At 69.3% G+C, this 23974-nt stretch carries 21 protein-coding genes; 13 read left to right on the top strand and 8 right to left on the bottom strand.

Annotated features, from left to right (window positions below):
* Positions 1–25: 25 nt before the first annotated feature.
* Entirely contained in the window at positions 26–1189 is a 1164-nt protein-coding gene (locus WAT24_RS12160) for a trans-sulfuration enzyme family protein (protein ID WP_336808150.1), read from the bottom strand.
* A 128-nt stretch (positions 1190–1317) separates the two neighbouring features.
* Between WAT24_RS12160 and rfbB the strand changes: the two genes are divergently transcribed.
* The 8 genes from rfbB to WAT24_RS12120 all read left to right on the top strand — a co-directional run bounded on the left by rfbB (position 1318) and on the right by WAT24_RS12120 (position 10561).
* On the top strand, positions 1318–2367 hold the full coding sequence (gene rfbB, locus WAT24_RS12155) for a dTDP-glucose 4,6-dehydratase (protein WP_336808149.1): 1050 nt from the start codon (positions 1318–1320) through the stop codon (positions 2365–2367).
* Positions 2368–2380: 13 nt separating this feature from the next.
* Positions 2381–3268 carry a glucose-1-phosphate thymidylyltransferase RfbA gene (rfbA, locus tag WAT24_RS12150; RefSeq protein ID WP_336808148.1) on the top strand — a complete coding sequence of 296 codons (888 nt, stop codon included), beginning with the start codon at positions 2381–2383 and terminating at the stop codon, positions 3266–3268.
* Complete coding sequence (gene rfbC, locus WAT24_RS12145; protein WP_336808147.1) at positions 3265–3822, top strand: dTDP-4-dehydrorhamnose 3,5-epimerase; 558 nt, start codon at positions 3265–3267, stop codon at positions 3820–3822. Before rfbA ends, rfbC begins: the two co-directional genes overlap by 4 nt.
* A complete protein-coding gene (gene rfbD / locus WAT24_RS12140) occupies positions 3819–4739 on the top strand; it encodes a dTDP-4-dehydrorhamnose reductase (RefSeq protein ID WP_336808146.1) in 921 nt (306 codons plus the stop codon). The genes rfbC and rfbD overlap by 4 nt, the downstream gene beginning before the upstream one ends.
* 35 nt (positions 4740–4774) lie before the next feature.
* Entirely contained in the window at positions 4775–6187 is a 1413-nt protein-coding gene (locus WAT24_RS12135) for a mannose-1-phosphate guanylyltransferase/mannose-6-phosphate isomerase (RefSeq protein ID WP_336808145.1), read from the top strand.
* Between the two features lie 106 nt (positions 6188–6293).
* Positions 6294–8480 (top strand): TIR domain-containing protein, encoded by a 2187-nt coding sequence (locus WAT24_RS12130; protein WP_336808144.1) that lies wholly within the window; start codon positions 6294–6296, stop codon positions 8478–8480.
* 159 nt (positions 8481–8639) lie between these two features.
* Positions 8640–8816, top strand: a complete 177-nt coding sequence (locus tag WAT24_RS12125; protein WP_336808143.1) for a hypothetical protein — start codon at positions 8640–8642, stop codon at positions 8814–8816.
* A gap of 65 nt (positions 8817–8881) precedes the next feature.
* Positions 8882–10561 (top strand): hypothetical protein, encoded by a 1680-nt coding sequence (locus WAT24_RS12120; protein ID WP_336808142.1) that lies wholly within the window; start codon positions 8882–8884, stop codon positions 10559–10561.
* A 54-nt stretch (positions 10562–10615) separates the two neighbouring features.
* Here the strand turns inward: WAT24_RS12120 and glmS are convergent, their stop codons facing one another.
* The 5 genes from glmS to WAT24_RS12095 all read right to left on the bottom strand — a co-directional run bounded on the left by glmS (position 10616) and on the right by WAT24_RS12095 (position 15817).
* The gene (gene glmS / locus WAT24_RS12115) at positions 10616–12445 is read right to left on the bottom strand and encodes a glutamine--fructose-6-phosphate transaminase (isomerizing) (protein WP_336808141.1); all 1830 of its coding nucleotides are present in this window, start codon (positions 12443–12445) and stop codon (positions 10616–10618) included.
* Between the two features lie 68 nt (positions 12446–12513).
* Positions 12514–13884: a pyridoxal-phosphate dependent enzyme gene (locus WAT24_RS12110; protein WP_336808140.1), complete on the bottom strand. Its 1371-nt coding sequence runs from the start codon at positions 13882–13884 to the stop codon at positions 12514–12516.
* A gap of 192 nt (positions 13885–14076) precedes the next feature.
* The gene (locus WAT24_RS12105) at positions 14077–14304 is read right to left on the bottom strand and encodes an HP1242/YdcH family protein (protein WP_336808139.1); all 228 of its coding nucleotides are present in this window, start codon (positions 14302–14304) and stop codon (positions 14077–14079) included.
* A gap of 284 nt (positions 14305–14588) precedes the next feature.
* Complete coding sequence (locus WAT24_RS12100; protein ID WP_336808138.1) at positions 14589–15248, bottom strand: hypothetical protein; 660 nt, start codon at positions 15246–15248, stop codon at positions 14589–14591.
* The gene (locus tag WAT24_RS12095) at positions 15245–15817 is read right to left on the bottom strand and encodes a DUF4398 domain-containing protein (protein ID WP_336808137.1); all 573 of its coding nucleotides are present in this window, start codon (positions 15815–15817) and stop codon (positions 15245–15247) included. Before WAT24_RS12095 ends, WAT24_RS12100 begins: the two co-directional genes overlap by 4 nt.
* A gap of 80 nt (positions 15818–15897) precedes the next feature.
* Between WAT24_RS12095 and WAT24_RS12090 the strand changes: the two genes are divergently transcribed.
* Positions 15898–17013 carry a PilT/PilU family type 4a pilus ATPase gene (locus tag WAT24_RS12090; RefSeq protein WP_336808136.1) on the top strand — a complete coding sequence of 372 codons (1116 nt, stop codon included), beginning with the start codon at positions 15898–15900 and terminating at the stop codon, positions 17011–17013.
* A gap of 102 nt (positions 17014–17115) precedes the next feature.
* Here the strand turns inward: WAT24_RS12090 and maiA are convergent, their stop codons facing one another.
* Positions 17116–17775 (bottom strand): maleylacetoacetate isomerase, encoded by a 660-nt coding sequence (gene maiA / locus WAT24_RS12085; RefSeq protein ID WP_336808135.1) that lies wholly within the window; start codon positions 17773–17775, stop codon positions 17116–17118.
* A gap of 169 nt (positions 17776–17944) precedes the next feature.
* Here maiA and WAT24_RS12080 point away from each other — a divergent pair, with 169 nt between their 5' ends.
* The gene (locus tag WAT24_RS12080) at positions 17945–19123 is read left to right on the top strand and encodes a phosphoglycerate kinase (RefSeq protein WP_336808134.1); all 1179 of its coding nucleotides are present in this window, start codon (positions 17945–17947) and stop codon (positions 19121–19123) included.
* Complete coding sequence (locus tag WAT24_RS12075; protein ID WP_336808133.1) at positions 19123–19761, top strand: HAD hydrolase-like protein; 639 nt, start codon at positions 19123–19125, stop codon at positions 19759–19761. Before WAT24_RS12080 ends, WAT24_RS12075 begins: the two co-directional genes overlap by 1 nt.
* Positions 19762–19923: 162 nt before the next feature.
* Here WAT24_RS12075 and tkt read toward each other — a convergent pair whose 3' ends face one another.
* Complete coding sequence (gene tkt / locus WAT24_RS12070; RefSeq protein ID WP_336808132.1) at positions 19924–21933, bottom strand: transketolase; 2010 nt, start codon at positions 21931–21933, stop codon at positions 19924–19926.
* 238 nt (positions 21934–22171) lie between these two features.
* On the opposite strand from tkt, the gene WAT24_RS12065 reads away from it, so the two are divergent.
* Both WAT24_RS12065 and WAT24_RS12060 read left to right on the top strand, forming a co-directional pair.
* Complete coding sequence (locus WAT24_RS12065; RefSeq protein WP_336808131.1) at positions 22172–22891, top strand: outer membrane protein; 720 nt, start codon at positions 22172–22174, stop codon at positions 22889–22891.
* A gap of 198 nt (positions 22892–23089) precedes the next feature.
* Positions 23090–23683: a porin family protein gene (locus tag WAT24_RS12060; RefSeq protein WP_336808233.1), complete on the top strand. Its 594-nt coding sequence runs from the start codon at positions 23090–23092 to the stop codon at positions 23681–23683.
* Positions 23684–23974: the final 291 nt, after the last annotated feature.

Genomic DNA, 23974 nt, shown 5'->3' with positions numbered 1-23974 from the left:
TATTTTCCTACCTTTGCTGAGTGGCTCATCTCAAGGCGTGTGCCAGTTCATCCTGCAGATCACCTAGGTCTTCGACCCCCACCGAGAGGCGGACCAAACCCTCACTGATGCCGAGGCGCTTACGAGTCGCCGGCGGCACAGAGGCATGGGTCATGATTCCCGGGTGTTCTATTAGGCTCTCCACTCCACCAAGGGATTCGGCCAAGGCGAAGAGCTCGCAGCGCTCGAGCATGCGGCGTGCATTGCGCAAGCCGCCCTTGACCTCGATCGAGATGATGCCGCCGAAGCCGTCCATCTGGCGGCGAGCCAGCGCATGCTGCGGGTGGCTTTTCAGGCCCGGGTAGATGACCCGCTCGACGGCAGGGTGCTTCTCCAGCCATTGGGCAAGCTCCAGCGCGCTGCGGCAATGCGCCCGCATGCGCAGGTGCAGCGTCTTCAGGCCACGCATGGCCAGGAACGCGTCGAACGGGCCGGCGATGGCGCCGACGGAGTTCTGCAGGAAAGCCATCCGTTCAGCCAGCTCCTGGCTGCCGGCGACCACCACGCCGCCGACCATGTCCGAGTGGCCGTTGAGATACTTGGTGGCCGAATGCAGCACCAAATCGGCGCCGAACTCCAGCGGCCGCTGCACCATCGGCGAACAGAACGTGTTGTCCACCACGAGGATCAGCCCGTGCTTCTTCGCGAAGGCGGCGACCTTGGCCAGGTCCACCAGCTTGAGCATCGGATTGGTCGGCGTCTCGGCCCAGATCATGCGGGTGTTGGGCTTGAGTGCGGCCTTGAGCGCCTTGGCGTCGTTGAGGTCGACGAAGTCGAAGTCCAGCCCGGCGGACCGCCTGCGCACCCGCTCGAACAGGCGATAGCTGCCGCCGTAGAGATCGTCCATGGCGATCACGTGACTGCCCGAGTCGAGCAGATCCAGCACCGTCGCGGCGGCCGCCAGGCCGGAGGCGAAGGCAAAGCCGGCTACACCACCTTCCAGGTCCGCCACGCAATGCTCGTAGGCCATCCGGGTCGGGTTCTGCGTGCGCGAATACTCGTAGCCCTTGTGCTTGCCGGGGCTTTCCTGCACGTAGGTCGAGGTGGCGTAGATCGGCGTCATGATCGCGCCGGTGCTCGGGTCGGGATGCTGGCCGGCGTGGATCGCCCGAGTTCCGAGTCCGAAAGATTCGGCCTTTTTCTTGTTCATGGATGGCGCAGCCGGGAGGGTAGAAAAGGGGGGGACATCTTAACCGCGAAGCCTGTTTTTTTCTTAGTTGTGATCCTTAACTAAGCAGTCGATGGCACAATGCGGAGTTTGGAGACACGGATGGGACTATGGAAACCTTGCTCGTCACCGGCGGCGCCGGCTTCATCGGCGCCAATTTCGTGCTGCAGGCGGTCGCCGACGGCCTGCGCGTGGTCAACCTGGACAAGCTGACCTACGCCGGCAACCTGGACACCCTCGCCTCGCTGGAGGGCAACGAACGGCACCTGTTCGTGCAGGGCGACATCGGCGACCGCGCCCTGGTGGCCCGGTTGCTCGCCGAACACCGGCCGCAGGCGATCGTCAACTTCGCGGCCGAGTCGCACGTGGACCGCTCGATCGACGGCCCGGCCGCCTTCGTGGAGACCAACGTGGTCGGCACGCTCGGGCTGCTCGAATGCGCGCGCGACTACTGGCGCGGCCTGGAGGGAGCGGCGCGCGAGGGCTTCCGCTTCCTGCACGTGTCCACCGACGAGGTCTACGGCTCGCTCGGCCCGGAGGGCAAGTTCACCGAGGCCACGCCGTACGCGCCCAACTCGCCCTATTCCGCCTCCAAGGCGGCCTCCGACCACCTGGTGCGCGCGTTCCACCATACCTACGGCCTGCCCACGCTCACCACCAACTGCTCGAACAACTACGGCCCTTTCCAGTTCCCCGAGAAGCTGATCCCGCTGACCATCCAGAAGGCCCTGGCCGGCGAACCGCTGCCGGTCTACGGCGACGGCAGGAACGTGCGCGACTGGCTGTTCGTGGGTGACCACTGCAGCGCCATCCGGCGCGTGCTGGAAGCCGGTCGCGTGGGCGAGACCTACAACGTCGGCGGCAACGCCGAGCGCGAGAACATCACCGTGGTGAAGGCCATCTGCGCCCTGCTGGACGCGCGCCGCCCGCTGCCCGACGGCCGTCCGCGCGAATCGCTGATCACCTTCGTCAAGGATCGCCCTGGGCACGACCGGCGCTACGCCATCGATTCGTCCAAGCTGCAGCGCGAACTCGGCTGGTCGCCCACGCAGACCTTCGAGAGCGGCATCGCGCAGACGGTCGACTGGTATCTCGCGCACCAGCTCTGGGTACAGCGGGTACTGGACGGCAGCTACCGGATGGAACGCCTGGGATCGTAGGGAGACGACGCACATGAGCGCACGCAAGGGCATCATCCTGGCCGGTGGCTCCGGCACGCGGCTGTATCCGATCACCCAGGGCATCAGCAAGCAGCTGCTGCCGGTGTACGACAAGCCGATGATCTACTACCCGCTGTCCATGCTGATGCTCGCCGGCATCCGCGAAGTGCTGGTGATCAACACGCCGCACGAGCAGGCGCTGTTCCAGCGGCTGCTCGGCGACGGCTCGCAGTGGGGCATGGACATCCGCTACGCCGTCCAGCCCTCGCCGGACGGCCTGGCGCAGGCGTTCCTGATCGGTCGCGAGTTCCTGGCCGGCGCGCCGAGCTGCCTGGTGCTGGGTGACAACATCTTCTACGGCGTGGGCCTGACCGAGCGCCTGCAGCGCGCCACCGGCCGCCAGCGCGGGGCGACCGTGTTCGGCTACTGGGTGCGCGATCCCGAACGCTACGGCGTGGCCGAGTTCGATGCGGACGGGCGCGTGGTCGGGCTCGAGGAGAAGCCGGCCGAGCCCAAGTCGAACTACGCCGTCACCGGCCTGTACTTCTACGACGAGCGCGCCTGCGACTTCGCCGCCTCGCTGAAGCCCTCGGCGCGCGGCGAGCTGGAGATCACCGACCTCAACCGCTGCTACCTCACCGAGGGGGAGCTGCATCTGGAGCAGCTGGGTCGCGGCTACGCCTGGCTCGATACCGGCACGCACGAATCACTGATGGAGGCCGGCAACTTCATCCAGACCATCGAACACCGCCAGGGCCTGAAGGTGTGCTGCCCCGAGGAAATCGCCTTCCTGCAGGGCTGGATCGACGGCGAGCAGTTGCTGCGCCTGGCCGAACCGCTGGCCAAGACCGGCTACGGCCAGTATCTCAAGAACCTGATCCACCAGGGTGCCGTGCGATGAAGGTCACGCAGACCGCGCTGCCGGGAGCCGTGGTGATCGAGCCGCAGGTGTTCGGCGATGCCCGCGGCTTCTTCTACGAGAGCTACAACGAGGCCAAGTACCGCGAGGCCGGCATCGACCGGCGCTTCGTACAGTCGAATGTGTCGCGTTCGGCGCGCGGCGTGCTGCGCGGGCTCCACTACCAGTGGCCGAACCCGCAAGGCAAGCTGGTCAGCGTGCTGGAAGGCGAGGTCTACGACGTGGCGGTGGACATCCGCCGCGGCTCGCCGACCTTCGGGCGCTGGGCGGGCGTGATGCTCACGGCCGACAACCACCGCCACTTCTGGATTCCCGAGGGTTTCGCCCACGGCTTCTGCGTACTGTCGGAGTTCGCGACCTTCGCCTACCAGTGCACCGCCCTGTATGACCGCGAAGCCGACGCCGGGATCCGCTGGGACGACGCCGAGATCGGCATCGACTGGCCGCTCAGCGCGCCGCTGCTGTCGGACAAGGACGCCCGCGCGCCATTCCTCAAGGACGTGCAGGCCGAGCGCCTGCCCAGCTATACGCCATGAAGATCCTGCTGCTCGGCGCAAACGGCCAGTTGGGTCGCAGCTTCGCGGAAGACGAGGGCCTCGCGGCGCGCGGCGAGCTGGTTGCGGCCACGCGTGATGGCACGCTGTGGAACGGCGAGCGGGCGGAAACCGCCGATCTCGCCGAGCCGGGCCTGGATGCCTTGCTCGACCGCGTCTCGCCGGACGTGATCGTCAACACCGCCGCCTATACCGCCGTCGACCGCGCGGAACAGGAAGAGGCCCTCGCCATGCGCATCAACGGCGAGGCCGTGGGCGAGCTGGGTACCTGGGCACGCCGGCACGGTGCGCTGGTGATCCACTACTCCACCGATTACGTGTTCGACGGCATGGCGAGCACGCCGTACGCCGTCGACGCGCCCACCGGGCCGCTCGGCGCCTACGGTCGCAGCAAGCTGGCCGGCGAAGTGGCGCTGCGCGCGAGCGGCGCCGATCACCTGATCCTGCGCACCGCCTGGGTCTACGCACCGCACGGCCACAACTTCCTGCGCACCATGCTGCGCCTGGGCGCCGAGCGCGACGAGCTGCGCGTGGTGGCCGACCAGCAGGGCGCGCCGACCTCGACGGCGCTGATCGTGCGCGCCAGCCTGTCGGCATTGGACCGCTGGCTGGCCGATCCCGGCTCACGCGACGAACTGCGCGGCACGCACCATCTGGTCGCCAGCGGCCACACCAGCTGGCACGGCTTCGCCAGTGCCATCTTCGACGAAGCCTACGCGCGGCATCTGATCCCCCGCCTGCCGCGCGTCGTGCCCATCGCCACGGCCGACTACCCCACGCCGGCCCGGCGGCCGGCCTGGTCGGTGCTGGACAACGCCGCCCTCGAACGGCATGTTGGCGTTCGTCTGCCCGATTGGCGGGACGGCCTGCGCGAGGTCATGGACCGGCTCGCAGGTTGATCAGCGGCCTCGTAGCCGAGGCCAAGGAACCGGACATGTTGATTCCCCTCGTCCTCAGCGGCGGCAGCGGTACCCGGCTGTGGCCGGTTTCACGCAGCAACCTGCCCAAGCAGTTCCTCGCCCTGACCGGCCAGGGCACGCTGTTCCAGCAGACCCTGGTACGTACCCGCGAGCTGCCCGATCTTGCCCCACCCATCGTGGTGGCGGCCGACGACCACCGCTTCCTGGCCGCCGAACAGCTGCGCGAGGCCGGCTTCGAGGACGCCACCATCGTGCTCGAACCGCTCGCGCGCAACACTGCGCCGGCGATCGCGCTGGGCGCTCTGGCCGCGCTGGAGCACGACCCCGACGCCACCCTGCTGGTGCTGCCGGCCGATCATCTGGTGGGCGAAAGCGGACCGTTCGTGGAGGCCGTCCGCACGGCGCTGCCCCTCGCCCGCGCGGGCTGGCTGGTTACCTTCGGCATCCGGCCGGATCGCCCGGAAACCGGCTTCGGCTACATCCGCCGCGCCGAACCGCTGGAAGGCAACGCCTTCCGCGTCGGCCGCTTCGTCGAAAAACCCGACCTGGCTACGGCCGAGAGCTACCTGGCGGACGGTGGCTACGACTGGAACTCCGGCATGTTCCTGTTCCGCGCAGCACGCTATCTGGAGGAGCTGCAGGCGCACGCGCCCGCGATGCTCGCCGCCGTGCGCGAGGCACATGCAGCGGCACGGCGCGACCTGGACTTCGTGCGCGTCGACGCAGACGCCTTCGCCCGCGTGCCGGAGGATTCCATCGACTACGCCGTGATGGAAAAGACCCGCCGCGCCGCCGTGGTTCCGCTGTCCTGCGGCTGGAGCGACATCGGCTCCTGGTCCGCGCTGTGGTTGGCCGGCGAGCGCGACGCCGACGGCAACCTGCGCGAAGGCGACACGCTGGCCTTCGACAGCCACAACTGCCTGCTGCGCTCGCATGACCGACATCTGATCGCCGCCGTGGGCGTGGACGACCTGGTGGTGGTGAGCACGCCCGATGCCACCCTGGTGGCCCATCGCGATGCCGCGCAGCAGGTGAAGAAGATCGTCGACGAGCTCAAGCGCTCCGGCCGCACCGAACACTCGCTGCACCGCGTGGTGCACCGGCCCTGGGGCAGCTACGACTCGCTGGAAGCTGCCGAGCGCTTCCAGGTCAAGCGCATCGTGGTCAAGCCCGGCGCGGCCCTCAGCCTGCAGAAGCACCACCACCGCGCCGAGCACTGGATCGTCGTGTCGGGCACCGCCGAGGTGACCTGCGACGACAAGGTGTTCCTGCTCGGCGAGAACCAGAGCACCTACATCCCGCTGGGCAGCGTGCACCGCCTGCGCAACCCCGGAAAGGTGCCGCTCGAGCTGATCGAGGTGCAATCGGGCAGCTATCTGGGGGAAGACGACATCGTCCGCTTCGATGACGCCTACGGCCGCGCCTGAGGGCTGGCCGCGGCTCCATATCAGACCGGCGTCACGCACCCCGTGCTAGGTTCCGCCTCCTGCCGACGCGCAGGGGGCCGCGCGGCTCGAGCCAGGGTCGTGACCCATGAACCAGGCACCCCATGCGGAGGCGTTCCACTATCGCGCCTTCATCAGCTACAGCCACCACGACAAGGCGTGGGCGGAATGGCTGCACCGGGGCCTGGAGGCGTACCGCGTCCCGTCGCGCCTGGTCGGGCGGCAAACGGCGGCAGGCCAGGTCCCGCGGCGGCTGGCGCCGGTCTTCCGCGATCGCGACGAACTGGCCAGCTCGGCGGACCTCGGCGGCAAGGTCAACCAGGCGCTGCAACGTGCGGCCAACCTGATCGTGATCTGCTCGCCCGCCTCCGCCCGCTCGCGCTGGGTGAACGAGGAGGTGCGCACCTTCCGGCGGCTGGGACGGGACGGGCGCATCTTCTGCCTGATCGTGGCCGGTGAGCCCCATGCCGGCGAGCCATCGCAGGAGTGCCTGCCCGCGGCCCTTGGTGAGCCGGCGCCCGACGACGAGCGGCCCGGCGCGAGCGACGTCGAGCCGCTCGCCGCGGACGTGCGTCCCGGCAAGGACGGCAAGCACGACGCCAGGCTCAAGCTGATCGCCGGCCTGCTCGACGTGGAGTACGACCAGCTGCGCCGGCGCGAGCTGCAACGGCGCAACCGCCGGCTGACCGCCATAGCCGCCCTCGCCCTGCTGGTCACGCTGGTCACCGGCCTGCTGGCGATCGATGCGACGCTCGCGCGGCGCGCCGCCGAGCGCCGCCAGAAGCAGGCCGAGGACCTGATCGGCTTCATGCTCGGCGACCTCAACGACAAGCTCGCCCAGGTGCAGCGGCTGGACGTCATGGAGGCGGTCGACGACAAGGCGATCGCCTACTTCCGCGCGCTGCCTTCGACCGACGTGACCGACGATGCGCTGGAGCAGCGCGTCAAAGCCCTGGAAAAGATCGGCAGCGTGCGGCTCGACCAGGGCCGCCTGGCCCCGGCGATGCGTGCCTTCCAGGCGGCCATGCCGCTGGCCCGCCGACTGGCGCAGGCAGCCCCGCACGACCGCGCGCGGCAGATCGCCTACGCCCGGATACAGGCATTCGCCGGCATGGCCGAATGGTACCGCGGCCGCCTCGATGCGGCGGAGCGGTTCTTCGGCGCGGCCCAGGCCACGCTGGAACACATGGGGGCGCCGGCCCACGACGATCCCGAGGTGCTGTTCGAGCTGAGCTCGCTCGACAACGACATCGGCCACGTGCTGGAGGCGCGCGGTCGCCTGGATGCTGCCGCCGTGCACTACCGGCGCATGCTCGCCCGCTGCCGTACGCTGACAGGGTTGGGCTCGCCCAAGGCCGAATGGCTCGAGCACCTCGGCGAGGCGCACAACAACCTCGGCAAGCTGGCGCTCATGCACGGCGACCTGTTGTCGGCCATCCGCGAATACGCCGCGGACGATGCGATCGAGACCCGGCTGAACGACGCCCACCCGGACGACAACGACCAGCGCGAGAACACCGCCCGCGTCCGCGCCATCCTCGGGCGCACCTTGCTGCTGGCCGGAGCCGAGGAGCAGGCCGACCGGGCGCTGACGAATGCGCTGGCCACCGTCGAGGCCTTGCACCGCTTCGATCCCTCGCAAAGCCATTTCAAGGAAAAGGTGGGGCTGTATTCGACCCAGCTCGGCCGGCTGCGCCGCCTGCAGGGGCAGCCCGCGGCCGCGGGAACGCTGCTGACCCGGGCAGTGGTCGTGCTCGAGGGGCTGACACGGCAGGATCCGGCTCACACCGGCTGGCGCCAGGATCTCGCCGAGGCGCGCACCGAGCGGGCGACCCTGCTGCAGGCGGACGGCCACGCCGGAGCCGCGCGGGCGGATGCGCAGGCGGCCGCATCCGCGCTCGCCTCCCTGCTGGGCGACCAGCCGGACGAGCGCGGCCTGCTGCTGTCCTACGCCCGCGCCACCCTGCAGTTCGCCGACCTGCAACCGGAGACCGTGGCCGGCCGGTTGCGGCGCGACGTCCTGCAACGGCTGGACGACACACATGGCGCCACCGGAGACGTGCGCCTGCTCGCGCTGCGGATCGAGACGCTGCTGGCACTCGGGCGCGCGGCCGACACACGCCCCTCGGTGCAGCAGTTGTGGCAGGCCGGCTACCGCGAACCGTCGCTGGTGCGGCGGCTCAAGGCGGCGCGCATCCCCTATCCGCCCAACCCGGCGTTCGAACAAAGGCTGCACAGCGTGCTCGGGGAAGGTGCATGGGCGGAAGCCCGCTGACCGCCCAGGGACGGTCCGATCCGGTCACGGCGGCTTCTGCCGCCCCGGCACGGATGCACGCCTGTGGCCAAAACGACCGATACGTCACCGCACCGTAACGGCCTGCGACGTAAACGCATGCAGCGGCCGCACCGGCCGCCCCGCCTCGCGGAGGCTCCCATGTCCAAGCCCCTCAATCCCACAGACGCCACGCAACCCTCCAAGCCGGCGGCCAAGCCGGACCTCGAGCCGCTGAGCCAGACCGACACGCTTGCTTCCACTGATACGCTGCTTTCGCCCAGCACCTCCAGCAACCCGTCGCTGAAGAACAACGAGGTGAAGCAACTGAACACCTAGCAGGCGCGTACGCCGCGGTGGCCACGTGGCCGCCGCGGCACATCGGGTTGATGCCTGGAGCCTCCATGACGCCCCTGGTGATCGGCGTGACCAGCCACCGCGACCTCCCCTCCGCCGACGTGCCGGCCATCCGCCAGTGCGTCCGCAGCTTCATGGAGGCCTTGCGCCGGAGCTTTCCGTCGCTGGAACTGGTAGTGCTCTCTGCGCTGGCCGAAGGCGGCGACCAGCTGGTGGCCGAAGAAGGGTTGCGCCTCGGCGCTAGGCTGATCGCACCGTTGCCGCTGGCCCGCGCCCTGTACGTGGAGGACTTCACCGACGCCGACGCGCGCCTCGCCTTCGAGGCGCTGTGCGAACAGGCGCAAGTGATCGCGCTGCCCACGCTCTGCGGCCACTCCCGCCGCGACGTCAGCAGCCCCGGCACCGCGCGGGACCGGCAGTACGCGCAAGCCGGCGCCTTCATCGCCAGCCACTGCCACATCCTCGTCGCGATCTGGGACGGCCAGGCCTCCACGCGCCTGGGCGGCACCGCGCAGATCGTCCGCTACCACCTCACCGGCGTGCTGCCTGGCCCGCCCCGCCCGGAACACGGCCCGCGCCACCTGCTCGGGGGCGACGAGCGACTGCTCTTCCACGTCCGCTGCGCGCGCGCCGACGTGCCACCGGAGCGGCGCCCGCCGGTCGAGGCCCATTGGTGCCACGCCGCCGCCGACGCACCCGAGCCGCGCATGCCGGCCGCCTTTCGGCAGATGTTCGAACGCATGGCCGAGTTCAACGACGAATGCCTGCGTCATGCCGCCGCCATCGGCACCGGACCCGCGCCGGCCGGCACCTGCACGCCCACGGCCTCTCGCATGGGCATCGAATGCACCTTCCGCGAGGCCGATTGGCTGGCGGTGCACTTCCAGCGTCGGGTACTGCTGGCCATGCGCACGATCTACACCCTTGCGGCGCTGATGGGCATCGCCTTCACCTGCTACGCCCACTTCCACGCGCAGAACGGGCTGATCTACCTGTTCCTGCTGCTGTTCGCGCTGGGCATGGGCGTCACCGTCGTCGCCAAGCGCCGCGGCTGGCATCGCAAGTACCTGGACTACCGCGCGCTCGCCGAGGGCCTGCGCATCCAGTCCTACTGGCGGCGCGCAGGCATCTCGCTGACCCGCGACCACACCTTCGCGCACGACGACTTCCTGCAGCGGCAGAACGTCGAACTGGGCTGGATCCGCAACGTGATGCGTGCGGCCGGCCTCCCGCCGAGCGGCGCGCCGCGCGCCGATGCCACTGCGCTGGCGGCGGTGATCGACGAATGGGTCGGCCGGCCCGGCCGTTCGGGCCAGTTGCACTACTACGAACGCAAGAGCGTCGAATGCGCCGGCCTGCATCGCATCACCGAGGCGATCGGCGCGGTCAGCCTATGGGGCGGCGTGTCGATCAGCGTGCTGCTGGCGGTGTTCGCCCTGCGCCTGGACGACGCGGCCAAAGCCACGCTGGTGGCGGTGATGGGCATCCTCTCCATCATCGCCGCTGTGCGCGAGGCCTACGCCTACCGCAAGGCGGACAAGGTGCTGCTCAAGCAGTACCGCTTCATGGAACGGATCTTCAGCGCGGCGCGCACGGCCCTCGACCGCACGACCGACCCCGCCGAGCAGCGCGCCATCCTGCGCGCACTCGGCCACGCCGCACTCACCGAGCACGCCGAATGGACGCTGATGCAGCGCGAGCGGCAGGTCGAGCACGGCCCGATGTAGCCGCCACCCCACGGGCGGCGGCCAGCCACCGCTGGCCGCGAAGCGCGGGCGCCTCTACTCGACCGTCACCGACTTCGCAAGATTGCGCGGCTGGTCCACGTCGGTGCCGCGCAGCACGGCGACGTGGTAGGCGAGCAGCTGCAGCGGCACGGTGAACACCGCCGGCGCGATGAGGTCGCCGCCGCCGTCGATGCGCAGCGTGATGCCGTTGCCTTCGCCCGCTTCCATCGAGGCGTTGCCGTCGGCGAAGACGATCAGCCGGCCGCCGCGGGCACGCACCTCCTGCAGGTTGGACTTGAGCTTGTCCAGCAGCGGGCCGCTGGGGGCCACCGCGACCACCGGCATCGCCTCGTCGACCAGCGCCAGCGGCCCGTGCTTGAGTTCGCCCGCCGGATACGCCTCGGCGTGGATGTAGGAGATTTCCTTGAGCTTGAGCGAGCCCTCGAGGGCGACCGGGAACTGCGCACCGCGGCCGAGGAACAGGGCATGTTCCAGCGGCACGAACAGCGCCGCCAGCTCGACGATCTGCGGCTCGAGCTTCAGCGCATCCTCGATCGCGCGCGGCAGGTGCGCAAGCTGCGCGCACAGCTCGGCGTAGCGCGCCCCGTCCAGTCCGCGCTGCTCGGCGAGCTTCAGGCACAGCAGGGCCAGCGCGGCGAGCTGGGTGGTGAATGCCTTGGTCGAGGCCACGCCGATCTCGGGGCCGGCGCGGGTCATCAGCCTGAGGTCGGCCTCGCGCACCACCGAGGACTCGGGCACGTTGCAGATCGCCAGCGTGGCGAGGTAGCCGCGCCGGCGCGACTCGCGCATCGCGGCCAGCGTGTCGGCCGTCTCGCCGGATTGCGAAATCGCCACGAACAGCGTGTCCTCCGGCACCACCGCGTCGCGATAGCGGTACTCGCTGGCCACCTCGACGTTGACCGGCAGCCCCGCGTGCTCCTCGATCCAGTACCGGGCGACCAGGCCGGCGTGGTAGCTGGTGCCGCAGGCGACGATGTGCACGCCCTTCACCTTCGCCAGCAGCTCGTCGCCGCCCACGCCGAAGATGTTCGGCAGCACGCCGCGCGGACCGATGCGCGCTTCCAGCGTGTCGTTCACCGCGCGCGGCTGCTCGTGGATCTCCTTCTGCATGTAGTGGCGGTATTCGCCACGCTCGACCGCGTCGGCGGAAAGCTCGCTCTGGTGTACCGCGCGCTCCACCGGTGTGCCGTCCAGGCCGTAGACCTGCACGCTGTCGCGGGTGATCTCCACCACGTCGTCCTCGTCCAGGTAGACCATGCGATTGGTGACCTGGATCAGCGCCTGCGCATCCGAGCCGAGGAAGTTCTCGCCGATGCCCAGGCCCACCAGCAGCGGCGCGCCGCGGCGGGCGCCCACCACGTGCCCGGGCTCGTCGCGGCTGATCACCGCGATCGCGTAGGCGCCCTCCAAGGCACGCACCGTGGCGAGCACCGCCTGGCACAAGGTCATGCCGCCGGCGATGCGCTCCTCGATCAGCGCCGCCATCACTTCGGTGTCGGTCTCGGAGGTGAACACGTGGCCGCGCGCCGAAAGCTCCGCCCGCAGGCTGGCGTAGTTCTCGATGATGCCGTTGTGCACCAGCGCCACGCGGCCGACCATGTGCGGATGCGCGTTGGCCTCGTTGGGCACGCCGTGGGTGGCCCAGCGCGTGTGCGCGATGCCGGTGCCGCCGCACAACGGGTCGGCCAGGTACAGGGCCTCCATCTCGCGCACCTTGCCCTTGGCTCGCACGCGGCGGATGTCGCCGCCGTCGAGCACGGCCAGTCCGGCCGAATCGTAGCCGCGGTATTCGAGTGCCTTGAGGCCGGCGATCAGCAGCGGCGCGACGTCGCGCTGGGCGGTGGCGGCAACGATTCCACACATGGGGCGGGCTTCCTTGGGGACCTGTTCGAGTCTAGTTACGGTGGCGCGAAATCCGCGTCGCGGATCCCTTAGTGCACGCGGCGGCGCAGGTAGTTCAACAGGTCGATGCGGGTGATCAGGCCGAGGAACTGCTCGCCGTCCACCACGATCGCCACGTGCCCGCGGTCGAACACCGGCAGCAGCGCCTGGATCGGCGAATGCACGTCCAGCTTCTGCAGCGAGGTGATCATCGCCGTGGAGACGGGATCGCGGAAGCGGGACTCGTCGGCGTGCACGTGCATCAGCACGTCGGACTCGTCCAGGATACCGACCAGTTTCTGCCCGTCCATCACCGGCAGCTGCGAGACGTCGTACAGCTTCATGCGGGTGTAGGCGGTCATCAGAAGTTCGTTCGGGCCCACCACCACGGTGTCGCGCTGGGCGAACGGACGCAGCAGCAGGTCGCGCAGGTCACCGCGCTGCTCGCGCTCGATGAAGCCGTTGTCGAGCATCCAGTAGTCGTTGTACATCTTGGACAGGTACTTGTTGCCGGTGTCGCAGACCAGCGTGACCACGCGTCGGGGCGCGGCCTGCTCGCGGCAGTACTTCAGCGCGGCGGCGACCAGCGTGCCGGTGGAGGAACCGCCGAGGATGCCTTCCTTCGCCAGCAGCTCGCGCGCGGTGAGGAAGCTCTCCTTGTCGGAAATCGCATACGCCTTCTTCACGCGGGAGAAGTCGCTGATCACCGGCAGGAAATCCTCGCCGATACCCTCGACCATCCAGCTGGCCGACTTGTCCGAGAGCGTGCCCTCGTTGATGTACTGGGCGAGGATCGAACCGACCGGATCGGCCAGCACGATCTCGGTACCCGGCGAGTGCTCGGCGAAGTACTGCGAGAGGCCGGTCATGGTGCCGGAGGAGCCGCAGCCGACCACCACCGCGTCCACGCGCCCGTCCATCTGCTCGAGGATCTCCGGGCCGGTGGTGGCGATGTGCGCGGCCGGATTGTCCGGATTGCCGAACTGGTTGATGAAGTAGGCGCCGGGCGTCTCGCGGGCGATCCGTTCGGCCATGTCCTGGTAGTACTCCGGATGACCCTTGGCGACGTCCGAGCGCGTGAGCACGACCTCGGCGCCCATCGCCTTGAGGTTGAAGATCTTCTCGCGGCTCATCTTGTCCGGCACCACCAGGATCAGGCGGTAGCCCTTCTGCTGCGCGACCAGGGCGAGCCCGAGGCCGGTGTTGCCGGCAGTGCCCTCGACCAGCGTCGCGCCCGGCTTGATCTTGCCGGCGCGCTCGGCCCCCTCGATCATCGACAGGCCGATGCGATCCTTTATCGAGCCGCCGGGATTGGCGCTCTCCAGCTTGAGAAACAGCTCGCACACGCCCGTGTCGAGGCGCTGGGCCTTCACCATCGGGGTGCGCCCGATCAACTCCAGCACGCTTTGGTGAACCGTCATGACGACTCCGTCGTTGGCCGCGCGAGCGCGCTGGCGAAGCGCCGGATGATAACCGAGCCACAGCGTGCGGGCGCTGACGACGAGGCCCTGCGGCCGACCAGGCCGGACACCCGGGATGCCTGGATTCCAGCGAAAACGGCCCCGGCGCTTCTCGGGGAAGGGCCGGGGCCGTCGTGGAAACAGAGGGGGAGATCAGTGCATCAGTGGCGCGCGCGCATCCCACATGCGTTGCAGTCGCTCCTTGGCGTGGAGCTTCTCCTTCTTCATGCCGGCCAAGGTGACATCGTCGATGGGCAGCACGCCGATCTCGGCGTCATGCACCTTGCTCTTGAGTTCGCGGTGGTGCTGGTAGAGCCGACGGAACTCGGCGTCGGCCTTCATGAAGGCTTCCACATCCTCACGCTGCTGGTTTTCGAACATGATCCGACCTCCTCGCGAAAAGAGCGGGCGCGTGATCGGCGCACCCGCGGCGGATGAAGCAGGCGCGCCCACGCCCCCGTATGCGCTTGCGCGACAGGGAATGGAGGGTGCAAGGGGAATGGGCGCATGTTCAGGTCAATGAGCCCCGGGGGCGGATGTCCCGGGGCAGCCTTGACCCTACTCTCGCGTTCCGGGCCACGCAAGCCACCCGCGAAAGCCGCGCCGGCACTCGCCTGCCACGGCTGAGCCCGCTCGCGGCCGGCGCACCGGGCGCGACCGCGCGGTCAGTCGCCCTTGGTGTGCTTCTTGCTCGGCTTGGGTGCCGGCGCGGTGCTTGCGGCGGGCGCCGTCGAACCTTCGCCGCTCTCGATCTGCGAGCGCATCGCGCGCGCCGCCTGGGCGGCAAGTTCGGCCTCGCGCCGTGCCGCACGGGCGACCCTGGCCTGTGCGGCGGCCAGCTTCTTGGCGCGCTCGGCTTCGGCCCGGGCCTGCTCGGCGGCCTGCGAGGCCTCCATGCCCTGTTGCTGCAGCCGGGCGGCCTCCTCCTGCGCCATCTGGTACTGCATGCGCTGGCGCTCGAGCTCCATGCGCGCAGCCTCGGCCTCGCGGCGGCTGGCCTCGAGCAGGATCTGGTCGTGCTCGCGGTCCAGCTGGGCCAGCTTGTTGCGGGCGTCCTGCAGTTGCGCCGCGGCCTTGGCCAGGTCGACGCGGCGCTCGGCCAGGTACAGCGCATGCGCGCGCTCGCTGCGGCCGGCCTCCTCCAGGCGGGCGATGGCGGCACGGGCGAGCGCCTGCTCGGCCAGGGCGTAGGTGCCGAGGGTGGGGTCGTTGGCCAGCTGGTCCAGGCTGGCGTTGAGCCGGCTCACGTCCATGTCGTCCTGGCTGGCCAGGGCGGGGCCGGCCACCAGCAGGGCAAGGGAAAATGCGATGCTCAGGCGTTTCATGGCGGATTACCCTGGTCCTGCGACGGATCCGGCTGCTGTTGCGGGGCGGGCACCGGCTGGAAGCCGTCGCCCTGCGGCAACGGTGCCGACAGCACCGAGGCGGACGGTGCCGGCATGTCCTGCAACGTGGCCGGGGCGCCGTCGCCCCCGGCCGGCGGCGGCGCCGACGCGGCCTGCGCGGGTGCCTGCTCCAGTTGCCGGCGCAGGCGCGCGTTTTCCTCGGTCTTGGACTGGATCTGCGCGCGGGCGCCGCCCAGCTGGGCGCGGGTACGCGCCAGCTCGGCGTCGGCGCGGGCCTCCTCGGCCAGACTGGCGGCGTCGGCGTACTTGTGCGCCGCCATCGCCGCCTGCGCCTGCTGGAACTTGGCCTGGGCGAAGCCCAGATCCACCGGATCGTAGTCGGACGCCCCGGCGTCGCGGGCCGACTGCAGCAGCGCCTGGGCCTGGTTCATCGAGGCATCCGGCGGGGGCACGCTGGCACAACCGGCCAGCAGCGCCAGGGTAAAGACGCCCGCCACCCGGCCGATACGCTTGATGCGCCCCGGTGGCCGGGAAAAGATGTGCACCATCACTCATTCCTCGTGCAGTGTCGCCACGTATTGTGGGCAGGCATAATCGTTGTTTGCAACGCGAAAAGCAGGGGTCCTTCGTGGATATCGGTTATTTCCTCAAGCTGATGGTAGACAAGGGCGCGTCGGACATGTTCCTGACCACGGGCGCCCCGGTGAACATCAAGGTCGAGGGCAAGCTCTACCCGCTCGGCAATACCGGCCTCCCCGGCGGCATGGTCAAGAAGATCGCCTACTCGCTGATGGACGAGGGCCAGGTGCCCCAGTTCGAGCGCGACCTGGAACTGAACATGGCGCTGGCGGTGAAGGAGGCCGGACGCTTCCGTATCAATGTCTTCAAGCAGCGCGGCGAAGTGGGCATGGTCATCCGCGCCATCAAGAGCGAGATCCCCAACATCGAGCAGTTGCAGCTGCCGCCGATCTTCCGCGACCTGATCATGGAGCCGCGCGGCCTGATCCTGGTGGTCGGCGCGACCGGCTCGGGCAAGTCGACCACGCTGGCCGCCATGCTCGACCACCGCAACTCCAACTCGCCCGGCCACATCCTCACCATCGAGGATCCGATCGAGTACCTGCACCGGCACAAGAAGTCGATCATCAACCAGCGCGAAGTGGGCCTGGATACGCACAGCTACCACGAGGCGCTGAAGAACGCGATGCGCGAGGCGCCGGACGTGATCATGATCGGCGAGATCCGTGACACCGACACCATGGAGGCCGCCATTTCCTTCTCGGAAACCGGCCACCTGTGCCTGGCCACGCTGCACTCGAACAACGCCGACCAGACGCTGGAGCGCATTCTCAACTTCTTCCCCGAATCGGCGCACAAGAACGTGCTGATGAACCTGGCGCTCAACCTGCGCGCCGTGATCAGCCAGCGCCTGGTGATCGGCAAGGACGGGCGCCGCGTGCCGGCGGTCGAGGTGCTGCTCAACACCCCGCTGATCCGGGACATGATCCGCCGCGGCCAGATCCACGAGATCAAGGAAGCGATGGACCGCAGCCTGCAGGACGGCATGCAGACCTTCGACCAGTCGCTGTACAAGCTCTACAAGAGCGGCCGCATCGAGCTGGAGGAGGCGCTGGCCAAGGCCGACTCGCGCGACGGCCTGGCGCTGAAGATCCGCCTGTCCGAAGGCGGCGGCGCGGAGGCGACCGAACTGGCCGGGAACGATCCGTACGGTTTGGGCTTCTGAGCCGGCCCGCCAGGGCAAGAACGGAGGGGCGCAGCGATGCGCCCCTTTTCTTTGCGCCCCTCTCCCGGCGGGGAGAGGACGCATGGCAGCGAATCGCCCGCGTTACGGCGCGTCGGGCTGGTGCTCGGGCATGGCCTGCCGGAACGCGTCCAGTTCGTTGCAGGCGGCGTGGATGCGCGCGATCGTCGGCCAGCGCTCCAGCGGCAGCTTCCAGCGCAGCGCGTTGTAGGCCTGCGGCACCAGGCAGGCGTCGGCCAGGCCCGGCGCGTCGCCGTGGCAGTAGCGGCCGGTGGCGGAACTGCCCGCCAGCATCGCCTCCAGCGCGTCGAAGCCGCTCTCGATCCAGTGCCTCGACCAGGCGAGCTTCACGTCCTCGCCGGCGCCCAGCTCGCCTTCGAGGTACTGCAGCACGCGCAGATTGCCGAGCGGATGGATGTCGCAGGCCACCGCCAGCGCCAGCGCACGCACGCGGGCGCGGCTGCGCGCGTCGGCGGGCAGCAGCGGCGGCTCCGGATGGGTCTCCTCCAGGTATTCCATGATCGCCATCGACTGGGTGAGCACGCGTTCGCCATCGCGCAGGCAGGGAATCAGCTGCTGCGGGTTGAGCGCGCGGTAGGCCTCGCCGTGCTGCTCGCCGCCGTCGCGCAACAGGTGCACCGGCTGCGTCTCGTAGGCCAGGCCCTTGAGGTTGAGCGCGATGCGCACGCGGTAGACGGCGCTGGAGCGCCAGTAGCCGTACAGGGTCAGCAGTTCCGACGCCATAGGGGGGTCTCGCCGCGGTGGGAAAGCGCCCAGCATAAACCGACGCTTCCTTGGGCCGCGCCGCGCGCCGTTGCATCCCCGGGGGTCGCGCCGGACAATAGGCGGTTCGCGCCGCCGGAACGGCGCATCCGTTGGTTTTCCGAACCGTTCCCTGCCGAGGAGTTGCGCCGTGACGATCACCCGCATGAGCGATCTGGAGCTGCGCGGCAAGCGCGTGCTGATCCGCGAAGACCTGAACGTGCCGATCGAGCACGGCCGCATCACCTCGACCCAGCGCCTGGATGCCGCGCTGCCGACCATCCGGGCGGCCCGCGACGCCGGCGCCAGGGTGATGGTGATCTCGCACCTGGGTCGCCCGAAGGAAGGCCAATTCGACGAGGAGTCCTCGCTGGCCCCCGTGGCCGCCTGGCTGGGCGAAAAGCTGGGCTCGCCGGTGCGGCTGGTGCGCGACTACCTCGGCGGTGTCGAGGTGGCCGACGGCGAGGTGGTGGTGCTGGAGAACTGCCGCATGAACGTCGGCGAGGGCAAGGACGAGGAGGCGCTTTCCAGGAAGTACGCCGCGCTGTGCGACGTGTTCGTGATGGACGCCTTCGGCACGGCCCACCGCGCGCAGGCCTCCACCCACGGCGTGATCCGGTTCGCCCCGCAGGCGGCGGCCGGCCCGCTGCTGTGCGCGGAGCTGGATGCGCTGGGCAAGGCGCTCGAGCATCCGGCGCATCCGCTGCTGGCCATCGTCGCCGGCTCCAAGGTCTCGACCAAGCTCACCCTGCTCGAGAACCTGATCGGCAAGGTCGACCAGTTGATCGTCGGCGGCGGCATCGCCAACACCTTCATCGCCGCCGCCGGCTACCGTGTCGGCAACTCGCTGTACGAACCCGACCTCATCGATGCGGCCGGGAAGGTGATCGCCGACGCCAAGCACCGTGGCGCCGAAGTGCCGCTGCCGGTGGACGTGGTGGTGGCGCCGGAGTTCTCGGCCAACGCGCCGGCCACGGTCAAGCCGGTCGATGCGGTCACCGACGGCGAGATGATTCTGGACATCGGCCCGGAGACCGCGCGCCGGTACGCCGAGCTGATCGCCCAGGCCGGTACCGTGGTGTGGAACGGGCCGGTGGGCGTGTTCGAGTTCGACGCCTTCGGCAAGGGCACCGAGACGCTGGCGCACGCGATCGCCGGCTCCAGGGCGTTCTCCATCGCCGGCGGCGGCGACACGCTGGCGGCGGTCGACAAGTACGGTATCGCCGACCGGGTGTCCTACATCTCCACCGGCGGCGGGGCCTTCCTGGAGTTTCTCGAAGGCAAGGAGCTGCCCGCGGTCGCCGCGCTGAAGGCGCGTGCGAACGCCTGATGCTCTGCCTGTTCGATCTCGACGGTACCCTGATCGACTCCGAGCACGGGATCACCGCGTGCGTGAAGCACGCGCTGGAGCGGCTGCGCGTGGCGATCCCGACGGCGGACGAGCTGCGCCGCTGGATCGGCCCGCCGCTGCGGCACAGCTTCGCGCCGCTGCTCGACCACGACGCCGCGCGTATCGAGGCGGCGGTCGAGCACTACCACGAGCGCTTCGACGCGCACGGCTGGCGCGAGCACAGCGTGTATCCGGGCATCGAGCCGCTGGTCGGTCGCCTGCTCGATGCCGGCCACCAGCTCGCCATCGTCACCGGCAAGCCGCACCGGCACGCGTCGCCGATCCTGGCGCAACTGCCGTTCGGCCACGCTTTCCTGCGCCTCTACGGTCCCGATCCGTCCAGCGCGCGCAGCGAGAAGGCCGACCTGATCGCCGCCGCCATGGGTGACTTCGGCGCCCGGGCGGAGGAAACCGTGATGATCGGCGATCGCCACTTCGACATCGAAGGCGCGGTCGCCAACCGCGTGCGCGGCATCGGCGTGCTGTGGGGCTTCGGCAGCCGTACGGAGCTGGAACAGGCCGGCGCCACGGCCATCGCCGCCACCCCGGACGAGCTGGGCACGCTGCTCGGCGCCTGACGTGCGCCTCCCCGGAAGCACGGGGAGCACCGCCGGCCCGTCGTGCGAGGAACGGCGCCCTCTCCCTGCCAGGGAGAGGGCCGCGCTTGCGGCAAGACTCCCTGATCCGCCTGCCGGCACCTCTCCCCGCTCGGCGGGGAAAGGCTCGCCGGGCCGCGGTGGTCAGCCGATCACGCGCTTGACTGCGTCCACCACATGGCTGACGGTGAAGCCGAAGTGCTCGAACAGTTGCGGCGCCGGTGCGGAGGCGCCGAAGCCGGTCATGCCGATGACCTCGCCGTCCAGGCCCACGTACTTGCGCCAGTAGTCGGCGCTGGCCGCTTCCACCGCCACGCGCGCGCGACACCAGGACGGCAGGATGCCCTCGCGGTACTCCAGCGGCTGCTCGTCGAACACCTCGGTGCACGGCATCGAGACCACGCGTACGGGCACGCCCTGCTGGGCGAGCGTGCGCATTGCCTCCATGGCCAGCTCCACCTCCGACCCGGTGGCGATCAGGATGGCCTTGAACTTCGCCTCGGCCGGGTCGGCCAGCACGTAGGCGCCGCGCGCGATGGCGGCAACCTGCGGCTCCGTGCGCTGCTGGTGCTTGAGGTTCTGGCGCGAGAACACCAGGCAGGCCGGGTTGCCCTTGCGCTCGATCGCGACCTTCCACGCCACCGCCGACTCCACCGCGTCGCACGGGCGCCACACCTGGTTGTTCGGGATGTGGCGCAGGCTGGCCAGATGCTCGACCGGCTGGTGGGTGGGGCCGTCCTCGCCCAGGCCGATCGAGTCGTGCGTGTAGACGTGGATCGTGTGGGAAGGAATCAGCGCGCTCATGCGCACCGCGTTGCGCGCGTAGTCGGAGAACACCAGGAAGGTGGCGTCGTAGGGAATGAAGCCGCCGTGCAGCGCCAGGCCGTTGGCGATCGCGGTCATGCCGAACTCGCGCACGCCGTAGTAGACGTAGTTGCCCTGCCCGCCGCTGGCGTCGCCGTTGCCGGCGTCCTTGCTGCCCTTCCACTTGGTCAGGTTGGAGCCGGCGAGATCCGCCGAGCCGCCGATCAGCTCGGGCAGCAGCGGACCGAACGCGTCCAGCGCCATCTGCGAGGCCTTGCGCGAGGCCACCTCGGGGCCTTCGGCCTGCATCTTGGCGATGTAGGCCTGCGATTTCGCCGCCCAATCGGCCGGCAGCTCGCCGGCCAGACGGCGCCGGAACTCGGCGGCGAGCTCCGGGTACGCCTGGGCATAGGCCTCGAGCCTGGCGTTCCAGGCCTGCTCGAGCTCGGCGCCCTTGGCCCTGGCGTCCCAGCCGGCGTAGATCTCGGCCGGGATCTCGAACGGCGGGTGATGCCAGCCCAGCTGCTCGCGTGCGGCGGCGACCTCGTCCTTGCCCAACGGCGCGCCGTGGCTTTCCTCCTTGCCCTGCTTGTGCGGCGCGCCGAAGCCGATGATGGTCTTGCAGCAGATCAGCGTGGGCTTGTCCTGCTGCGCCGTGGCCTGCGCCAGCGCGCGCTTGACCGCGTCGGGATCGTGGCCATCGACGCCACGGATCACGTTCCAGCCGTAGGCCTCGAAGCGCTTGGCGGTGTCGTCGGTGAACCAGCCGTGCACTTCGCCGTCGATGGAGATGCCGTTGTCGTCGTAGATCGCCACCAGCTTGCCCAAGGCCCAGGTACCGGCCAGCGAGCAGACCTCGTGCGAGATGCCTTCCATCAGGCAGCCGTCACCCAGGAACACATAGGTGTGATGATCGACGATGGTGTGGCCGGGGCGGTTGAAGTGCGCGGCCAGCACCTTCTCGGCGAGCGCGAAGCCGACCGCGTTGGCCAGGCCCTGGCCCAGCGGGCCGGTGGTGGTCTCCACGCCGGGGGTGTGGCCGTACTCGGGATGGCCCGCGGTCTTGGAGTGCAGCTGGCGAAAACGCTTCAACTGCTCCATCGGCAGGTCGTAGCCGGCCAGGTGCAGCAACGCGTACTGCAGCATCGAACCGTGGCCGTTGGAGAGCACGAAGCGGTCTCGATCGAACCACCTGGGGTTGGCCGGATTGTGCCTGAGGAAATCGTTCCACAGCACCTCGGCGATGTCGGCCATGCCCATCGGCATGCCCGGATGGCCGGACTTGGCCGCCTCCACGGCGTCCATGGCAAGGGCGCGCACGGCGTTGGCGAGTTCGCGGCGGGTGGTCATCGGTCGAGTCTCCGGGCAAGCGGCAAAGCGCCAATTGTCGCCGATCGCATGGTCACTGTCGCGTGCTCAGGCGAGCGGCGCAGCGGCAGCGCGATTAATTCGCCCTTAACCGCCGGGCCGCCGATACCGCGGAACTTCAGGCTCGCGTGGGTTCAATCCCCGGCGCGCATGCCCCGTGCGCGCCGTCCGGTGCCCCCCGACGGCCGGACGTCCTGATCCCCAAGCGCAGGAGAATTCCATGAACAAGACGCTCCTAGTCCTCAGCCTTGCCTCCGCCGGCCTCGTGGTGACCCCGGTCCACGCCCAGGATGCGGCGGGAGGCAAGTACCAGCCGGACCAGGCAGTCGGCAGCGGCAACTGGTTCATCGACGCCAACGTGGGCCGCACCAGCGGCAACAGCAACGGCGGCTTCGGCAGCGACGCGGGCGATTTCAACTTCTTCAACGGCCATCGCGGACGTCGCACCGGGTACGGCGTGCTGGGCGGCTACCGCTGGAAGGTCGGCCAGGACATCGGCCTCGGCGTCGAGACCGGCTACACCGATCTTGGCAACTACCGCCTGCGCAACGCGTTCAACTCGGACCCGGTGAACCAGCGCTCGACCACCAACGCGCTGCGCGGCTGGCTGGTGGGCGCCAACGCGCGCCTCGCCCTGACCCCGCAGTGGTACCTGGGGGCGCATGCCGGCTGGTTCCGGGCCAACGACAACAACCACCGCTACTACGACACGGCCGCCCAGGAACTGGGCTTCACCGACGGCGACCGCGCCGGGCGCGGCAGCTGGTATGCCGGCATCGGTACCGGCTGGGACATCGACCAGCATTTCGGCATCGGCGTGCAGTACGACTACTTCCATGCCAACGCCGGCCACTACACCAATCCGGCCACGGGCGCACGGGTCGACGGACCCAAGCGTTCCACCGGGATCGTCTCGCTCACCGGTGAGTATCGCTTCTGAACCTCCTGGCGATTGGATGTCTGGACGTCTGTTTGACGAGGCGGCGCGAAGCTTAACGACAAATTACCGAAGCGCTCATGCGCATTGAATCTTTCGGCCGACGACCGCATCCAAGGAACTGCGCGTCGCCTTCCCCCCGACCGGCGCGCACGGCCGTCCTCCCCGCGGCCGCCGACAACAACAGGAGAATCTTCCATGATGAAGAAGACGCTGCTTGCCCTCGCCTTTGCCTCCGCCGGCCTGCTGGCCGTTCCCGCCGCGTTCGCGCAGAGCGCGCCGACCCACACCGACGGCTGGTTCGTCAACGGCAACGTGGGCCGCACCTCGATCGACAAGGGCCCCTACAACGACCACGACACCGGCTACGCCATTGGCGGCGGCTACCGCTGGTCGGTCGACCCGTTCGTGGCGATCGGCGTGGAAGCCGGCTACAACGACCTGGGCAACATCCACGTCAAGAACATCTTCAACAGCAACGACGTGATCGAGCAGGGCCGCTCGCAGTTGCACGGCTGGACCGCCGGCGTGAACGGCCACTTCAACCTGGCGCAGAACTGGTACGTCAGCGCGCGCGGTGGTCTGTACAGCTGGAAGGGCCACGGCCTGAGCAACGACGTCAACCCGGTCCGCAAGAGCCTGGACGACACCAGCTGGTACGCCGGTGCGGGCGTGGGCTACGACTTCAGCAACAACGTGAGCCTGGGCCTGAACTACGACCACTACGATGCCAAGAAGAGCCAGGTGGACCTGAGCACCAACATGGTCTCGGTGAGTGCCGAATACCGGTTCTGATGGAGACCATGGCGCAGGGACGCGCCCTCGTACCCGGATGAAAGGGGCGCCGATTGGCGCCCCTTTCGTTTGTTGCGCATCCCTCGGGGACGACCCATGTGCGGCTCGCCTTGTTTGCACCGACGCGCCGGCAGTGGTCACCCTCGTGCGCTCCGCGACATGGGGCTGCGGCGGCTTTCCTTTGCCTGCCAGTCCACTGGCTTCGCCGCTCAGGCTATTGGCTCCCTCTCCTTGCCGGGGAGAGTTGGGGTGAGGCGTGGGCTCGCGATGGCAATGATTTGCGCGCCAGGG

Source organism: Fulvimonas yonginensis, assembly GCF_037137055.1.
Classification (GTDB): domain Bacteria; phylum Pseudomonadota; class Gammaproteobacteria; order Xanthomonadales; family Rhodanobacteraceae; genus Frateuria_A; species Frateuria_A yonginensis.
This window is presented reverse-complemented; position numbering and strand designations above follow the sequence as displayed.

Coding starts and splice junctions, on each gene's coding strand:
- WAT24_RS12160 (WP_336808150.1), bottom strand. CDS start 1,189: ATGAACAAGAAAAAGGCCGAATCTTTCGGACTCGGAACTCGGGCGATC.
- rfbB (WP_336808149.1), top strand. CDS start 1,318: ATGGAAACCTTGCTCGTCACCGGCGGCGCCGGCTTCATCGGCGCCAAT.
- rfbA (WP_336808148.1), top strand. CDS start 2,381: ATGAGCGCACGCAAGGGCATCATCCTGGCCGGTGGCTCCGGCACGCGG.
- rfbC (WP_336808147.1), top strand. CDS start 3,265: ATGAAGGTCACGCAGACCGCGCTGCCGGGAGCCGTGGTGATCGAGCCG.
- rfbD (WP_336808146.1), top strand. CDS start 3,819: ATGAAGATCCTGCTGCTCGGCGCAAACGGCCAGTTGGGTCGCAGCTTC.
- WAT24_RS12135 (WP_336808145.1), top strand. CDS start 4,775: ATGTTGATTCCCCTCGTCCTCAGCGGCGGCAGCGGTACCCGGCTGTGG.
- WAT24_RS12130 (WP_336808144.1), top strand. CDS start 6,294: ATGAACCAGGCACCCCATGCGGAGGCGTTCCACTATCGCGCCTTCATC.
- WAT24_RS12125 (WP_336808143.1), top strand. CDS start 8,640: ATGTCCAAGCCCCTCAATCCCACAGACGCCACGCAACCCTCCAAGCCG.
- WAT24_RS12120 (WP_336808142.1), top strand. CDS start 8,882: ATGACGCCCCTGGTGATCGGCGTGACCAGCCACCGCGACCTCCCCTCC.
- glmS (WP_336808141.1), bottom strand. CDS start 12,445: ATGTGTGGAATCGTTGCCGCCACCGCCCAGCGCGACGTCGCGCCGCTG.
- WAT24_RS12110 (WP_336808140.1), bottom strand. CDS start 13,884: ATGACGGTTCACCAAAGCGTGCTGGAGTTGATCGGGCGCACCCCGATG.
- WAT24_RS12105 (WP_336808139.1), bottom strand. CDS start 14,304: ATGTTCGAAAACCAGCAGCGTGAGGATGTGGAAGCCTTCATGAAGGCC.
- WAT24_RS12100 (WP_336808138.1), bottom strand. CDS start 15,248: ATGAAACGCCTGAGCATCGCATTTTCCCTTGCCCTGCTGGTGGCCGGC.
- WAT24_RS12095 (WP_336808137.1), bottom strand. CDS start 15,817: ATGGTGCACATCTTTTCCCGGCCACCGGGGCGCATCAAGCGTATCGGC.
- maiA (WP_336808135.1), bottom strand. CDS start 17,775: ATGGCGTCGGAACTGCTGACCCTGTACGGCTACTGGCGCTCCAGCGCC.
- WAT24_RS12075 (WP_336808133.1), top strand. CDS start 19,123: ATGCTCTGCCTGTTCGATCTCGACGGTACCCTGATCGACTCCGAGCAC.
- tkt (WP_336808132.1), bottom strand. CDS start 21,933: ATGACCACCCGCCGCGAACTCGCCAACGCCGTGCGCGCCCTTGCCATG.
- WAT24_RS12065 (WP_336808131.1), top strand. CDS start 22,172: ATGAACAAGACGCTCCTAGTCCTCAGCCTTGCCTCCGCCGGCCTCGTG.
- WAT24_RS12060 (WP_336808233.1), top strand. CDS start 23,090: ATGAAGAAGACGCTGCTTGCCCTCGCCTTTGCCTCCGCCGGCCTGCTG.